The organism is Polaromonas sp., from assembly GCF_012927485.1.
Classification (GTDB): domain Bacteria; phylum Pseudomonadota; class Gammaproteobacteria; order Burkholderiales; family Burkholderiaceae_C; genus Polaromonas.
Map to the genome: position 1 here is coordinate 51,824 of NZ_JABBPC010000032.1, position 15,886 is coordinate 67,709.

At 59.3% G+C, this 15,886-nt stretch carries 13 protein-coding genes; 9 read left to right on the forward strand and 4 right to left on the reverse strand.

All coding sequences use genetic code 11. The annotated features are described in order from the left end of the window. Positions 1–37: 37 nt before the first annotated feature. A complete protein-coding gene (gene purM / locus HHJ16_RS12430; protein WP_296900999.1) occupies positions 38–1,078 on the reverse strand; it encodes a phosphoribosylformylglycinamidine cyclo-ligase in 1,041 nt (346 codons plus the stop codon). 114 nt (positions 1,079–1,192) lie between these two features. Between purM and HHJ16_RS12435 the strand changes: the two genes are divergently transcribed. From HHJ16_RS12435 to folK, 5 genes are all read left to right on the forward strand, one after another. Then, positions 1,193–2,263, forward strand: coding sequence for an AI-2E family transporter (locus HHJ16_RS12435; RefSeq protein ID WP_296901001.1), 1,071 nt, complete (start codon positions 1,193–1,195; stop codon positions 2,261–2,263). Positions 2,264–2,280: 17 nt separating this feature from the next. Then, entirely contained in the window at positions 2,281–2,967 is a 687-nt protein-coding gene (gene hda, locus HHJ16_RS12440) for a DnaA regulatory inactivator Hda (RefSeq protein ID WP_296901321.1), read from the forward strand. After that, positions 2,964–3,692, forward strand: coding sequence for an HAD-IB family hydrolase (locus HHJ16_RS12445; RefSeq protein WP_296901003.1), 729 nt, complete (start codon positions 2,964–2,966; stop codon positions 3,690–3,692). Before hda ends, HHJ16_RS12445 begins: the two co-directional genes overlap by 4 nt. 114 nt (positions 3,693–3,806) lie before the next feature. After that, the gene (pcnB, locus tag HHJ16_RS12450) at positions 3,807–5,456 is read left to right on the forward strand and encodes a polynucleotide adenylyltransferase PcnB (protein ID WP_296901005.1); all 1,650 of its coding nucleotides are present in this window, start codon (positions 3,807–3,809) and stop codon (positions 5,454–5,456) included. 13 nt (positions 5,457–5,469) lie between these two features. After that, complete coding sequence (folK, locus tag HHJ16_RS12455; RefSeq protein WP_296901007.1) at positions 5,470–6,009, forward strand: 2-amino-4-hydroxy-6-hydroxymethyldihydropteridine diphosphokinase; 540 nt, start codon at positions 5,470–5,472, stop codon at positions 6,007–6,009. Positions 6,010–6,026: 17 nt separating this feature from the next. On the opposite strand, the gene pdxH is transcribed toward folK, so the two are convergent. Next, positions 6,027–6,677, reverse strand: a complete 651-nt coding sequence (gene pdxH / locus HHJ16_RS12460) for a pyridoxamine 5'-phosphate oxidase (RefSeq protein ID WP_296901009.1) — start codon at positions 6,675–6,677, stop codon at positions 6,027–6,029. A 205-nt stretch (positions 6,678–6,882) separates the two neighbouring features. Between pdxH and HHJ16_RS12465 the strand changes: the two genes are divergently transcribed. Next, entirely contained in the window at positions 6,883–8,199 is a 1,317-nt protein-coding gene (locus HHJ16_RS12465) for a hypothetical protein (RefSeq protein ID WP_296901011.1), read from the forward strand. A 132-nt stretch (positions 8,200–8,331) separates the two neighbouring features. On the opposite strand, the gene ccoG is transcribed toward HHJ16_RS12465, so the two are convergent. Then, positions 8,332–9,783: a cytochrome c oxidase accessory protein CcoG gene (gene ccoG, locus HHJ16_RS12470; RefSeq protein WP_296901013.1), complete on the reverse strand. Its 1,452-nt coding sequence runs from the start codon at positions 9,781–9,783 to the stop codon at positions 8,332–8,334. 566 nt (positions 9,784–10,349) lie between these two features. Beyond that, positions 10,350–10,676 carry an NIPSNAP family protein gene (locus HHJ16_RS12475; RefSeq protein WP_296901015.1) on the reverse strand — a complete coding sequence of 109 codons (327 nt, stop codon included), beginning with the start codon at positions 10,674–10,676 and terminating at the stop codon, positions 10,350–10,352. Between the two features lie 492 nt (positions 10,677–11,168). Between HHJ16_RS12475 and katG the strand changes: the two genes are divergently transcribed. The 3 genes from katG to HHJ16_RS12490 all read left to right on the forward strand — a co-directional run bounded on the left by katG (position 11,169) and on the right by HHJ16_RS12490 (position 15,845). Further along, on the forward strand, positions 11,169–13,364 hold the full coding sequence (katG, locus tag HHJ16_RS12480) for a catalase/peroxidase HPI (RefSeq protein WP_296901017.1): 2,196 nt from the start codon (positions 11,169–11,171) through the stop codon (positions 13,362–13,364). A 370-nt stretch (positions 13,365–13,734) separates the two neighbouring features. Continuing rightward, the gene (locus HHJ16_RS12485; protein ID WP_296901019.1) at positions 13,735–14,634 is read left to right on the forward strand and encodes a DUF6502 family protein; all 900 of its coding nucleotides are present in this window, start codon (positions 13,735–13,737) and stop codon (positions 14,632–14,634) included. Beyond that, complete coding sequence (locus HHJ16_RS12490; RefSeq protein WP_296901020.1) at positions 14,631–15,845, forward strand: DUF5666 domain-containing protein; 1,215 nt, start codon at positions 14,631–14,633, stop codon at positions 15,843–15,845. The genes HHJ16_RS12485 and HHJ16_RS12490 overlap by 4 nt, the downstream gene beginning before the upstream one ends. Positions 15,846–15,886: the final 41 nt, after the last annotated feature.

Sequence of the window (15,886 nt, forward strand, 5' to 3'; positions counted from 1 at the left end):
GCCTTGAAGTTCTTTTTCAGTCGCTGCGCGGGATGCATCAGCTGACGATGACGGCGGCGTCATCGCCACGGGGGGCAATCACGCCGATCTCATAAACCGACTCGCCCGCCGCGCGCAGTGAGTCTGCACAAGCCGGGGCGCTGGCCGCATCGATGACCACCACCATGCCGATGCCGTTGTTGAAGGTGCGGTTCATTTCAAAGTCAGAGATGGCGGCCGTCTTTTGCAGCCACGCAAACAGTTCGGTTTGTGGCCAGCTGCCTTTTTTCAGGTGTGCGGACGTGCCTTCGGGCAGTACGCGGGGAATGTTTTCGAGCAAGCCGCCGCCCGTGATATGGGCGAGTGCCTTGATCGGATGCTGCGCCAGTGCCGCCAGAACGTTTTTGACATAAAGCCGCGTTGGCTCCATCAGGGCCAGTTTAAAAGGCTTGCCGTCCAGGCTGGCAGGTAGATCGGCGCCGGCTCGTTCAATGCACTTGCGAACCAGGCTAAAACCGTTGGAATGCACGCCGCTGCTGGCTAGGCCCAGCACCACGTCCCCGGGCTTGACTTCGCGGCCTGTCAAGATTTTTGATTTTTCCACCACGCCCACGGCAAAACCGGCCAGATCGTACTCGCCTTCGGGATACATGCCGGGCATTTCAGCCGTTTCCCCGCCAATCAAGGCGCAGCCGCTCAACTCGCAGCCTCGGGCAATGCCGCCGACCACGGCGGCGGCGGTATCTACATTAAGTTTGCCGCAAGCAAAGTAGTCCAGAAAGAACAGCGGCTCGGCGCCTTGCACCAACACGTCGTTCACGCTCATGGCCACCAGGTCGATCCCTACGGTGTCGTGCATGTTCCACTCAAAGGCCAGCCGCAGCTTGGTGCCCACGCCGTCCGTACCACTCACCAGCACGGGTTCCCGGTAGCGCTTGGGCACCTCAAACAGCGCGCCGAAGCCGCCAATGCCCGCCAACACGCCTTCGCGCAATGTCTTTTTTGCCAAGGGCTTGATGCGTTCAACCAGCGCGTCACCGGCGTCAATGTCAACGCCGGCGTCTTTGTAGCTCAGGGGAGAAGGGGTGGAAGTGTTCATACGGGTTGGGTTGGTAGGGCTGGGGTACGAGTGGCGGTTGTTCAGTCCGGGCGCGGGGCGCAAGCCCGATAGAATCCAGCCTAAGATTCTAAGGGTTCACCTCCGTCAGGTTGTATGCAATTTACTTCTACCCAAAAACGCGCCGGGACATGGTGCCTGATCGCTGCGCTGGCGATTTTGGCGTTGTGGTTTCTGGGGCCGGTGCTGACACCTTTTGTGGTAGCGGCCGTATTGGCTTATGTGTTGACGCCGGTGGTCAATAAACTTGATGACATGGACCGTGGCCGGGTGCCGCGGGTCGTGGCAGTCCTGCTCGTCGAGACCCTGTTTATTCTGATTCTTTTGTCCATCCTGCTACTGGTGGTGCCGATTTTTGCCAAGGAACTGCCTTTGCTCCGGGACCAGCTGCCGCTGCTGGCGGATCGGCTCAACACCTCATTGGTCCCCTGGTTGGCCAAGTTCGGCATCAAGGTGTCGCTGGACGTCGGGAGCATCAAGACTTTTGTCGTCAAGTACCTCAATGCCAACGTGGAAGAGGCGTTTATATCGGTTATGTCGTCGCTGAAGCTGGGAGGTAGCGTGGCGTTGACGATCATCGGCAATGTAGTGCTGATTCCGGTGGCGCTTTTTTTCCTGTTGAATGACTGGGACCAGTTTGTCGCCCGCGTGGTCGAGTTGGTACCACCGAAGATGCGCGCTTCATTTGACAGTTTCACCGAGGAAGCGGACAGCGTGTTGGGCCAGTATCTGCGCGGCCAGCTGTTGGTGATGGGGGTATTGGCGATCTATTTCAGTCTGGCGCTGACGCTGTTCGGTTTTGATCTGGCCGTGCCGGTCGGCGTGTTTACCGGGCTGGCCTTTTTCATTCCCTTCCTGGGCTTTGGTCTGGGCATGATTCTCGCGTTTTTGGCTGGAATTTTGCAGTTCGGTAGTTGGTATGGCGTGCTGGTGGTGGCTGGCGTTTATGGCGCCGGCCAACTGGTGGAGAGCTTTTACCTGACCCCGCGGCTGGTCGGCAAGCGCATTGGCCTGCACCCGCTGGCCGTCATTTTTGCGCTGCTCGCTTTCGGGCAGCTGTTTGGCTTTCTCGGCGTTCTGATTGCGTTGCCCTCCAGTGCGGTGCTGCTGGTCGGCATTCGGCGTTTGCGAGCCGGCTACATCGCCAGCAAGTTGTACGGCGGATGATTCGCGCCATGCCAGGGATGAAACAGCTTGCATTGGATATCGGGCTGGTTTCCGCCCCCTCGTTTACCAATTTCTTTGTCGGACCTAATGAGGCGGTGGTTAAACACCTGGCACTCTGGGCCGGCAACGCCCTGCGTTCGTCGGTACCGACCTACCTCTGGGGTGAAGCCGCAAGCGGCAAGACCCATTTGCTGAAAGCCGTCGCCGAGGTGTTGCATGCGCAGGGCGCTTTGGTCGGCTGGATCGATGCGTCGGTGCTGGAGCCGGGTGAGTTCAATGAGTCCTGGGCCGCGGTGATTCTGGACGACTGTCACCTCTACACGGCGGCACAACAGCAGGTCGCTTTCAACTGGTTCGTGAATGCGCTGAGTGCCGCGGACGGCGTCCCGCGCTGGGTGCTGGCCAGCGGCAATGTACCGCCGGCCGATCTGGCCTTGCGTGAGGACTTGCGCACGCGCCTGGGTTGGGGTCATGTGTTTGGCTTGCAGGCGTTAACCGAGACTGAGCGACGCGCTGTACTCAGACGCGAAGCCGATGCGCGCGGTGTGTTTCTGAGCGACGAGGTCATGGATTTCATGCTGACCCGTTTTTCGCGGGATCTGGGAAGCCTGATGCAGTTGCTGGATCAACTGGACAGTTACGCCTTGCAAACCCAGCGGACCATCACCATTCCACTGATCAAATCCATGCTGGAGAGCGAATGACTTTCAGAGAAGTGCGTACCAAAGCGGCCGAGGCCGGCGAAGTGAAACGGCAGGGGGGGCGCCGCAAGGTCGCGTTGTTTGATCTGGACCATACCCTGATTCCGATCGATTCCGATTACGAATGGGGCGAATTCACCATCACGATGGGGTGGTGCGACGCGACCGAATTCAAGCGCCGCAATGTCGATTTCTTTGCCCAGTACCAAGCTGGCACGCTCGACATTCACGAGTACGTGCGCTTCGCTACCCAAGCGATGCGGAAACAAGGGGCTATTAAATCAATAGCTGCTCACGCCCGATTTATGAACGAGGTGGTTCAAAAATCTATCACGACGCAGGCTCAGTCACTGGTTCAGCAACACCGGGCGGCGGGTGACGAACTGGTAATTGTGACGGCCACGAACGAGTTTGTGACGGGTCCGATTGCCGGGATTTTTGGCGTTAGCGATCTCATCGCTGTCGAGCTTGAGCGGAATACTCTGGGCGAGGTCACTGGGGAAATCAAAGGAATACCTTCTTTTCGCGAGGGTAAAGTGGCGCGGGTCGAGGCCTGGCTGGCAGCCCGGCGGCTGAGCTGGAACGATGTGGAAACCACGTTTTATACCGATTCACTGAACGATCTTGCGCTGCTGGAGCGAGCGACGCACCCGGTCGCCACCAACCCCGACCAGCGTTTGCGCGCCGTGGCAATTGAGCGCGGATGGCGCATACTTGACCTGTTTTAGTCAGTTCGGGGCAGCGCTTGCCGTCAGGCCACTGCGGTTTGCCCCGCGTCATCAGATGGGGACGGTGCTTGCTGCTGTTGCGTCAGCGTCTGTCCGGCCTAGTTTTAAAGAATCATGATCAAAAAATTTATCGATAAGCTGTTTGGCAAATCAACCAGTTTGGAGTCCGGTACCAAGCGAGTTAAAAAATCGCCTTTCGGCAAGCGTCAGGAAGTTGGATTCAAAGAACACGGCATCAATCCAAAACTGGTCGATGAGCGCGCCATGGACGTGGTGCACACGCTCAAGCACGCCGGTTTTGAAGCCTTTGTGGTCGGCGGTGCCGTGCGCGACCTGTTGGTCGGGCTGCGGCCGAAGGACTTCGACGTCGCCACCGATGCCACGCCCGAGCAGGTGAAAAGCCTGTTTCGCCGGGCCTTCATCATTGGCAGGCGCTTTCGCATCGTTCACGTCATCTACGGCCGCGGCCGCGAGCATGAAGTGATTGAGGTCTCAACCTTCCGCGCCCACCTGGACAGCAGCCTGGCCGAGCAGGTGGGCGGCAATGAGCGCACCAGCAAGAGCGAACTGGCCGGCATGAAGCACGCCGTTCATGCCTCTGGCCGCGTCCTGCGCGACAACGTCTGGGGCTCGATGGAAGAAGACGCCGCACGCCGCGACTTCACCATCAACGCCATGTATTACGACCCTGAAACGCAGATCGTGGTCGATTATCACAATGGCATTCGCGACGCCAAGAAAAAAATCGTTCGCATGATTGGCGATCCGGCAGTGCGTTATCGGGAAGATCCGGTGCGCATCATTCGCGCCGTGCGTTTTGCCGCCAAGCTCAATGCGCTGGGCTTCAAATTCGAGGACAAGACGGCTGCGCCGCTGCGTGAGATGAGAGGCTTGCTGGCCGACGTGCCGCAGTCGCGCCTGTTTGACGAAATGCTCAAGCTGTTGCAGACCGGTCATTCGCTGGCCAGTATTGAGCAGCTCAAAACCCTCGGTTTGGGCACGGGCATCTATCCGCTGCTCGACGTGGTGGTTGAGATGGCCGGTAACCCGTTTTTGAAGCTGGCCTTGCAGGACACCGACCGCCGCGTTGGCGAAGGCAAGCCGGTTGCGCCCAGCTTTTTGTTGTCTTGTGTGTTGTGGTCCGACGTACGGGACGGCTGGGATCGCCGGCTCAAGCGCGGCGAGCATGGCATGCCTGCGCTGCAGGAGGCGATCGACGATGCCTTCAACGCCAAGATCGGAGACGTCTCCGGCCGAGGTAAGCTGGGCACCGATATGCGCGAGATCTGGACCATGCAGCCGCGCTTTGAAAAACGTGTGGGCAGCTCTCCCTACTCGTTGCTGGAGCAACCGCGCTTTCGGGCCGGCTTCGACTTTATGCGACTGCGTGCCCAGACCGGCGAGATCGACGCCGAGCTTGCCGAATGGTGGGAGAAATTCAGTACCGCCTATGACGATGAACGCCACGTCATGATTGAAGAGGTGAGGGAGGCCCAGTTGCAAAAACCGCAGTCGCCCCGGGTCCGGGTCAGGCGGCCTGCTGCTGAGGTGGGAAGTTCGTCCGCCAATTCGCCTAGCCCTCGTTCAAGTGCCGGCCGCCAGTCGGATGATTCGGGCGAGCCCTCCTTGGAAGAGGGCGCTGCGCCGCCGGCCAGAAAACGTCGCCGTCGCCGCAAGCCCGCCAACCAGGTCAACTCCGCCAATGCAGAAGGCACCGGCGAGCAACCCTTGCCGCACCCCGACGCGGCCACTCCCAACCATTGAGGTCGGCACCCGGATGCGCGCTGGAGAGTCGCCAAGCGAGGCCGTCAGCAAGGCTCCCCGCGTCAGGGCCTACGTTGCCCTGGGTGCCAACGTCGGCGATGGCGTGGTGGCGCTCCGGCTGGCTGTCATGGCCATGAGTCGTTTGCCGCTTACGCAGCTGCGCCAGGCTTCCAGCCTCTACAAAACAGCGCCCATCGATACCGATTCAACGACCGAAGTCCCGGCATCGGGGGCTGACTATATCAATGCGGTGGTCGCGCTGGAAACCGGTCTGACCGCGCCTGCATTGTTGGCGCAACTGCAGCGGATCGAGCAAGGTGCAGGGCGCGAGAGGCCTTATCGCAATGCGCCACGCACGCTTGATCTCGACTTGCTGTTGTACGGCTCGGCCCGCATTGATTCTGTCCGGCTGACAGTTCCTCATCCGCGCATGCTGCAGCGGGCTTTTGTGCTGGTGCCGCTGGCTGAGATTTCGCCAAGCAGCGTTGGCATTGAACAGTTGCAAGCGGTTCAGCACCAGGTCATTGAACGCTTGAACGAGCTTTTGATGTGAGCGTCCTGCGGGCGTTTTTAAGGTGCCAGGCGCTCGCGCAACCAGCTGGCATCAGCCTGCTGCGTATACCGTAGGCGATCGTGCAAGCGGCTTTTTCGGCCTTGCCAGAACTGCCAGTTGTCGGGCTTGAGACGGTAGCCTCCCCAATGCGGCGGGCGCGGCGGCTGCAACAGGAATTTGGCGCCGTACAAGGCGGCATTGGCCACCAGTACCCGGCGACTTGAAATCACTTCGCTTTGTGGACTGGCCCAGGCACCGATGCGGGAATCCAGAGGGCGGCTGTGAAAGTAAACGTCACTTTCTTCGGCAGACACTTTTTCGACGACGCCTTCAATGCGCACGACGCGCTCCAGTTCTACCCAGTGAAACTGTAGCGCCGCATAGGGGTTGCCCGCGAGTTCATGGCCCTTCCGGCTGTCGTAGTTGGTAAACCACACAATGCCGCGCGCATCGAAGCCTTTGATCAGCACCACGCGGGTGGAAGGGCGTAAGTTGCCCGCCACAGTGGCCAGCGTCATCGCATTGGGTTCAGGCACTTGGGCCGCGATCGCCTCGTTCAGCCACTGGTCGAATTGTTTCAGAGGGTCGGCTTGCGAAGCGTCTTCATTCAGCTCGGCGCGTTCGTAGCTTTTGCGAAGATCGGCAATGGAGGAGGTGTGCTCGGACATTCTTCCAGTATAGAGATTGCCTGCTCGCCATCGGATAGGCCGGACATTTAGTCTTCCCGTACCTGCATCCGAGAACTTCTACACCTCCAGTGCAATAACATGCACCGAACGAAGACACTCGGTTTGACCTCGCCGGCAAGGGCTTTCATGCATCAAAGGGTGGCGTCCTACTCGCGCGCGGGCCCTGCCGCGCTATGGTATCGGCATGTCTATCACCAATCGTCTAGCAGCCGTTCTCGCAGCGGGGTTTGCGCTCGCGGCCGCTCCCGAAACGGGCGCATGGAAGAGACCGCGCTCGGCCTCATCACCCGCGCCTGGCGGGTTGACAATGGGTATTCCACCGCTCATGCCGGATCAACCCGAAACAGGTCTTCAGTCGCCGCCGGTGGCGCTGACACCACGGCAGTTGATCGTTTTCGCGTCGGGGTTTCTGCTTGCGGCCGCGGCCCTCGTGGGAGTATGGGTAGCACTCAACGCAGATTCATCGCCGGTGCCCGGCAAGCCCACAGCCGGTAGTCCGGCGCCGCAGTCCGAAGTGCTCGCCTCGGGGCAGAGTGACGCATGTTCTCGGCAGCCCGCGACATTAGTGGCGGGCGAAAAAGACGGGCATTTTCCGCTTCAGGACGGCGTGTCCGGATTGATCGCGGCGGATATTACGACATTCATGGTCATCGGCAAGGAGGCCGCCACTGCAGAACGGCCGCGCGACGCGGAAGTTGCGTTTTTGATGTCGTGCCGGGTCGCGGACAAGCTCAGAGGCGCCAGTTCGGTCGAGTCGGCCAACGCGAAGTACCAGCTGGGCGCGCACTACGCCAGACTCGCGCTTGATGCAGGTTCTCCCGTCGGAGCCGACCGTGCGGAGCTGCTCAAACGTGCCGAGCTGCTGTACTCGGAAAGCTTGCACGCTTACGTCGCCAAATACGGCGAAGGCTACGAGCAGTCGCGGTTTGCAGCCGAAGGGCTGGCAGCGGTGCGGCAGACGCTGGCGCAAGGAGACTCCCGGGCGGTGGCTGAAAAGTCGGCTCAGGCCACCGCGAACAGCACAACCAGGCTGGTCGGCTCGGAGGAAGGCGGGTCGACGCCTTTTGGCCCGTCTGGGTCCGGGTCGCAGCCGATCCAAGTCGACCTCGCAACGGCTGAACTACTGGCGCCGCAAGTGCCGCAATATCCGGGCGCCACAAGGCGGCCGAGGCCGGGTTTTGATTGCACGAGGGCTCGTTCAGTGCCCGACAGGATGGTTTGTTCCGACGCGGAGCTAAGCCGGCTTGACCGCGAGCTAGGACGGGTCTACCGGCGCGCAAGTAAATTGACCCCCGACCGCGCAGCGTTCCGGCGCCAGACCAATCAGGAGTGGCGCATACGCGAGACGACCTGCCGCGATCGCGAATGCCTGCTGCGCTGGTATGCGCACCGACGGGATCAACTGATGAGTGTCATTGAAGGGCGAAAACAACCGCTCCCCACAGCTTCCCGCTGGGGTGCATTCCCGGATGATAGTGCTGGTCTGTATAGGGGACATTAGCTCGCACGGCTGCTTTACGCGCTGCGGCACTGCTGCAATGGCCGCGCCGATTGATTAAATCGGATTTTGACCATTGCGGAAGCTGCCGTTGGTAAACCGCTGCAGCGCTCACGTTCGCTGGAATCCCCGCCGTCAGCGCGGCACAAAGAAAACTGATTTTTCCCGGCTTGTCTTGAGGTCGCCCGCTTGACCTGTGTGGATCTCGAAAACGATGGGATTGGCGTGCCCTCGATAAGCTTCTGCCGCTTCTGCCGCTAAAGTCAGCCGCACGGGCAGGGAGCCAATGCCCGTCGGCTCAACACTCAGTTGAGCCGGCAACGCCAGAGTGAGTCCAGGCAGACCAGACACCTCCACGCTGTATTGCTGGGTCTGTTCGGTCCCGTTCGTAATCTGAAGTCGGTAGACGTTTTCAATTGCCCCGTCATCGACGACACGCGCCAGCGCACCCCGGTCTTTAATCACATCGACCGCAAAGCCCTTGCGCATCGACAAACTGCCCAGGAAAACCATGCTGGTGACCAGCAGCAAGGCGCCGTAGATCAGAACGCGTGGCCGCAGCACGCGGCGGGTCATTTGCTTCGGTGTCAATGCGTCGGCCATGCCATTTCCAGACGAATACCGAATCAATCCAGGGGCATAGCCCATTTTCCCCATCACATCATCACAAACATCGACGCAAGCGGCACAAGCGATGCATTCGTTCTGAAGCCCATTGCGGATATCGATGCCGGTCGGACAAACCTGTACGCAAAGGGTGCAATTAATACAGTCGCCCAGACCCAGCAACTTTGGATCGGCCGTGCGCGGCCGGGACCCGCGTGCTTCGCCGCGACCCGTGTCATAAGCAATGACCATTGAATCCATATCAATCAGCGCATTTTGGAATCTTGCGTAGGGGCACATGTATTTGCACACCTGTTCCCGCATGTAGCCGGCGTTGCCGTAGGTGGCGAAACCATAAAAAAGTACCCAAAACCATTCCCAGGGCGAAAACGACAACACCGCTGCTTCGGCCGCCAGCGTGTACATCGGGGTGAAGTAGCCGACAAACGTGAACCCCGTGAGCAAGCCGATGGCAAGCCAGACCGCTTGCTTGCCGACCTTGCGGGTGATCTTTTCAATACTCCAAGGTGCGGCGTCCAGTCGCATTCGGGCGATGCGATCACCTTCAATTCGACGTTCAAACCACAAAAATACCTCGGTGTAAACCGTCTGTGGACAGGCGTATCCACACCATACGCGGCCTGCGACTGCCGTGACGAAGAACAGCGCCAAGGCGGAAATCACCAGAAGCACGGCGAGATAAATGAAATCCTGGGGATGCAGCATCAGGCCGAACACAAAAAACCGCCGCTCGGACAAGTCGAACAACACGGCCTGCCGCCCATTCCACTGCAGCCACGGCAGACCATAGAACACCGCCTGGGTCACCCAGACCATTAACCAACGGCGGTTGGCGAACCAGCCGTGCACAGATTTCGGGTATATCCGGATCTGCTTTTCATACGCCGAGAACAATCCGCCTCCGGCTGCTTCGGCCGCCTGCACACGAATCGGAATGATTTTTGAGGATGTTTTTTTCATGAGACGAAGCTTTAAGCACGGCCGACTACCGACGATGGCGTCAACGATTTCGAAATTGGTTGCATAGCCGTCTTATGACGTCCAAGGAGGAGGCGAGGAAGGCGTCGTCGCGGACGTATGAAGAGAATCCTCTGTCAAGTTGCACGATCTTTCGTCACTGCATAACACCGCGTCAGCCATTGACCGCGCCATGACAGTGCCTGCAATGTATTTTAAACAATCGACACAAAAGAAGCATTCTGTATGCATTTTAAATGCAGATGCATCAACCTGCAATATCAATGGTCTTTTGCCCCGAACCGGGAGGTATCTGACACCCAACGGCGCACCTCAATGCAGACCGCCTGGCATCCCCAGGCGTCTTTTTACCTGCGAAATGTTGGATCTGGCGCAGTGACGCCGCTTGTATCCGCAGTGCTCAGCAGACCTCGCAGATAGATTTCTCAGCGGCTGCTGTGGCTACGATCAAGGACGCCTTTGAACAAAAGCAGGCGGCCAAAAACTTTCGCTGAAAGCCGACCTGAGAGATCGGTTAGCTGCCAATAACAGCCAACCCAATCTCCGGCTCAACGCATGGCGGAGTACGCCGTTGGCGCCAAAATGTAGTTTTCGATGCGCTCGACAATAATGGCTTTTGCTTCGGTTTCGGCCCGTTTTAACAGCCATTCCGGATCCGCCGCGAAGGCGTTCCATTTGGTTTCGCGCTCTGCCAGACTTTCCCACTGCAGCATATAGGTCAGCGTCTGATTGCTTGGCCCGATCAGGGCGGTCCAAAACCCCACTTGGCGAATTCCGTATTTTTCCCAAAATTTGAGCGTAATGGATTGAAACCGGTCGTTCAGCGCGGGCAGTCGCCCTGGTGCGCAATGGTAGGTTCGGAGTTCGTAAATCATGATCAGTTCTCGCTTTACTGTGGGTCTTGCCGAATTGCGGTCGGGCGTCTAACAAGGGGGATGATAAGTCGATACGCTGGCGGCACTTCGCCCACCTTTGCAGACGGATTTCAGCGCCGGGTTGGAGGCGTTCTTGAACGCAAGCGGACTTATCTGGTCGAGATGACCGTGCTTAAAAATTAGGTTGTAAAAACCTTTAATGTACTTAAACACGTCTGAGTTTGCCTCCCTCCTTCTTCAGGCTGCTGAAGGGGGACTCGGCAACGGTATTGATGCGCCTGGCTGGGGTAGAAGAGGCCACGTCTTTCAAATCAGTCACATGAGCGCGTCCAGCGCCGTTGAGCGCCACCCGGCAGCGTAGGCTAAGAGGTAGGCGGGGTGCCTTTGTCTGACCACACTATCGCTGCGATTGGAAATATTTCGTTGATGAATCGGTGGCCAGACTCTACAGTCGACCAGGTAATAACTTACCGCTAACCTCTGGAGAGAACCATGTCGACCGAATTAAAATGCCCGTTTCCGAGCACTGCTCTCAAGGCCACATTAGCTGGGACCAGAACAAATGCAGACTGGTGGCCGAACCAATTGAACCTGAAGATATTGCAGCAGCACTCAGAACTGTCAAATCCCATGGGCAAGGAGTTCAACTACGCCGAGGCCTTCAAGAGCCTCGATTTGCCCGCCGTGGTCAAAGACCTCCACGCCTTGATGACCGATTCTCAAGACTGGTGGCCTGCAGATTATGGCCACTACGGCCCGTTTTTCGTCCGTATGGCCTGGCACAGCGCAGGCACCTACCGTATCGCTGACGGCCGTGGGGGCTCAGGCTTCGGCACGCAGCGATTTGCGCCGCTCAACAGCTGGCCGGACAACGTGAACCTGGACAAGGCGCGCCGCCTGCTGTGGCCGATCAAGCAGAAATACGGTCGCAAAATCTCCTGGGCTGATCTGATCGTTCTGACCGGTACTGTCGCTATGGATTCGATGGGGTTCAAGACCTTCGGTTTCGCCGGTGGACGCGAAGACGTCTGGGAGCCAGGCGAGGACATTTACTGGGGACCTGAAGACACTTGGCTTGGAAACGAGCGCTACACCGGCGACCGCGAACTTGAGCAGCCTCTCGGGGCCGTGCAGATGGGCTTGATTTACGTGAACCCGCAAGGACCGGACGGCAACCCCGACCCGATCGCTGCAGCGCGAGACATCCGCGAAACGTTTGCTCGCATGGCGATGAACGACTATGAAACCGTGGCACTCTGCGCCGGCGGACACACCTTTGGCAAATGCCACGGCGCGGCCTCTGAGGATTACAAGGGTCCGGCACCCGAAGGCGCCGATATAGCGGAGCAAGGCTTGGGCTGGACCAGCAGTTTTGGCAGCGGAAAAGGCGTCGATACAATCTCCAGCGGGCTGGAAGGCGCCTGGACGGCGACCCCAACTACGTGGGACAACAGCTACTTCGACACGCTGTTCGGCTATGAGTGGGAGCTGACGAAGAGCCCTGCCGGTGCGCATCAGTGGAAGCCCAAGGACGGCGCTGGCGCTGGCACCGTGCCTGATGCGCACGACCCGACCAAGCGGAATGCGCCATTCATGGCCACGACGGACCTCTCCCTGAGGATGGATCCAGCCTATGAGAAGATTTCCCGGCACTTTCACCAGAACCCACAAGAGTTTGCAGACGCCTATGCCAAAGCTTGGTACAAGCTGACACACCGCGACATGGGACCAATTTCTCGCTACCTTGGCGCTATGGTGCCTGCGCAAGCAGAGATTTGGCAGGATCCGGTTCCGGCGCTAGATCATGCGCTGGTTGGGGCGCAGGACATTGCCGCTTTGAAAGCCAAGGTTCTCGCATCGGGACTGTCCATCTCCCAACTGGTTTCGACGGCCTGGGCGTCGGCGGCAACCTTCCGCGGCAGCGACAAGCGTGGCGGGGCCAACGGGGCACGCATTCGCCTGGCACCACAAAAGGATTGGGAAGCGAACCAGCCGGCCCAACTGGCGGTAGTGCTGCACACTCTGGAAAGCATTCAGAAAGATTTCAACGGCGCGCAGTCGGACGGCAAGAAGATCTCGATAGCTGACTTGATCGTCCTCGGCGGCGGTGCCGCGGTTGAGGCAGCAGCAAAGAAAGCCGGGCACGATGTGACGGTTCCTTTCGCGCCAGGGCGTACCGATGCTTCACAAGAGCAGACCGATGTGCACTCGTTCGCCGTGCTGGAGCCGTCTGCCGACGGGTTCCGCAACTTCATCAAGAAGGATCACTCGCGGCCAGCGGCGGAGCTGTTGATCGATCGCGCGAACCTGATGAAGCTGACCGCGCCCGAGATGACGGTTTTGCTTGGCGGCATGCGCGCCCTGAATGCCAACGTCGGGCAGGCCCAGCACGGTGTTTTCACCCAGCGGCCTGAAACGCTGACCAATGATTTCTTCGTGAACCTGCTCGATATGAGCACCAAGTGGCAAAGGTCTGCGGCTTCCGACGAGGTGCTGGAAGGGCGTGATCGGGCGTCGGGCGAAGTCAAGTGGACCGGTACCGTGGTCGACCTGGTTTTCGGTTCGAACTCCCAACTCCGGGCTATCGCAGAAGTTTATGCTTGCAGCGATTCGCAGCCGGTGTTCGTGCATGATTTCGTGGCAGCCTGGACCAAGGTGATGAACCTTGATCGCTACGATCTCGCATGATCTGACGAAAAAGGGTCGCAAGGTCCTCTAACGCATAGCCGCCATCTGGCTTCGGGATTTCCCGAGCCAGGTGGCGGCTTTGTCGTTCCTGGCCGGCGCTTGGTCGCCTTCAACCGCGCTTACATCCTGGAGTTGCAAGGCAACGACATGCGATGACTAGGTACGTCAGTGTGGCGTACCGACGTTGGCCGTTATTAGCGGCAACACACTGACCGCTCATTCGACCTGTCGCGGGCCGGCACTGTCGTGACTTCCTCACACTTTGTTTAATTGGGGCAGCGCTTTTTAAGCGCATCGACTCAAGCGCCTAATGCTCGTGTTACAAATTTTATTGTAAATGTGCGTTCTACACATTTATGATGCAGACATCATGCTGATGCAAACCTTGAATGTCGCTACAGAGTCGCTGGCTGGTTCTGCCCTTGCTGCGGAAAAGTTGTTGTTGTTGGGGGCTGTTGGCAACGTGCTCACACCCTTGGCGCAGCTGTGCGTAGGCAAGGGCATCACCATCCAGATGATTGAGGAGCGCCTGCGTGAGGCGTTTGTCCAAGCTGCGCGGCTGGTCCATGCTGATCATCCCTCAGGCCGCCTGACGAGCCGCATTAGTGCCACCACCGGACTGACCCGCCGCGAAGTCACGCGCCTGAAGAATCAGCCGGCGCGTCCGGCCGAGCCTCGCCGTTCGCCGGTCACCGAGCTCTTTATGCGCTGGCTGGCGGACCCGGCGCTGCACACCGCAACCGGCCGGCCCCAGCCCCTGGCGCGAAGCGGGCCGGCCCCCAGTTTCGAGTCCCTGGCCCAGTCGGTCACGCGTGATGTGCACCCGCGCACGCTGATGGAAGAACTGTGTCGCCTGCGTTTGGCCGCGCACGACGTCAGCACCGACACTGTGCACGTCCTGCAGGAGGCCTTTGTGCCCCGCGGGGACTGGGCGCGCATGGTCGGTTATCTGGGCGACAACGTGGGCGACCACCTGCGCGCGGCGACCGCCAACGTGCTCGGCGACGGTAGCGAGGAACTTGAGCAAGCCATTTTTGCCGACGAGCTCTCGGCCGAATCGCTGGCCCAGGCCCGCCGTATCATGATGCAGCAGTGGCGCAACATGCTCAATGAGATCGCGCCCCAACTCGAAGAACTGATTGCGGACGACCATCGCGCCGGCCGCATGCAGGACCAAAGTTTACGAATCGGCCTGTTCACTTGGTCGCAGGCCATGCCCCCGGTTTCCCCATCCCTCGTTCTTACAACAACCAAAGAGAGCCTCCCATGAAAACTGCGCATAAAACACCTGCTTTTCCTCGCATCACACGCCGGGAGGGCTTGTTGACCATGCTGGCCGGCGCGCTAACCCTGGCCGGCTGCGGCGGAGGAGGCGGCGGTGGCGTGGCTGGTGTCGGCGGCGGCGGCACCGGTTCGCTCTCGGTGGGGCCCATTTCCGGCATCGGCTCGATTATTGTCAATGGCGTGCGCTTCGATGATTCGATTGCCAGAGTCCTGGACGAGGACGGCGGCTCGCACGACCGCAGTGAGCTGAAGCTCGGCATGATGGTCCGTGTGAAGGGAAAGGCTGTTTCCAGGACCGCGGACACGGCCTCGGCTGACGCTGACGAGATCAGCTTCAGCAGTACGCTACTCGGCCCCATCGACAGCATTGATACGACTGTCAAGACGTTGTCAGTGCTCGGGCAGAAAGTACAGATCACGCTCAGCACTATTTTTGAAGATAACTTGAGCCTGGCGATTCTGCAGCTTAGCGACGTCGTCGAAGTGCACGGTCTCGTCGATCCTGGGACCAACACACTGGTGGCCACCCGCATTGAACGCAAGTTATTAGTCAACGTGAACGCCTTCAAATTACAGGGCACGGTCAGCGCCCTCGACAGCGCGGCTAAAACCTTCAAGATCGGCACGCTGATCATCAACTACGCTGCAACCGCTGATGTTCCCGCCAATTTGGCCAATGGTCTACTGGTGCGGGTGCGGATAGCCACCACGCCTACGACCGGTACACGCACGGCATTGCGAGTCCGTGCCGTGATCGCGGAAAGCGAAGACCACGACGAGGCCGAACTTGAAGGCACGATCACGGACTTCACATCCTCCAGCAAGTTCAGCGTCAACGGATTGCTGGTCGACGCCAGTGGCGCCACTGTTCCGGCGGGCCTCGGCCTAGGTGTCCGGGTCCAGATCGAGGGGAGCCTGGTCCGTGGGGTGCTGGTGGCGAAGAAGGTCAAACTCGAAGATGAAAATGACCAGTCCAAGTTTGAACTGCACGGGATTGTGTTCAACAGGACTCCAACGTCGCTCACCTTCACGTTGAAGTCCAGCGGCGGAATCGTAGCCACGGTAACGCTCACCAGCGGGGTGAAGTTTGGCGCCGGAATTACTCTGGCCGGCTTGGTCAACGGCGTCAAGCTTCAGGTCAAGGGTTTTGCATTGCCGGATGGCAGCATCCAGGCGACCAGCATCAGTCTGGAGTAATCGGGGCCAAGGCTGCTTTCCTTGCAGCCTTTGCTCGGCGG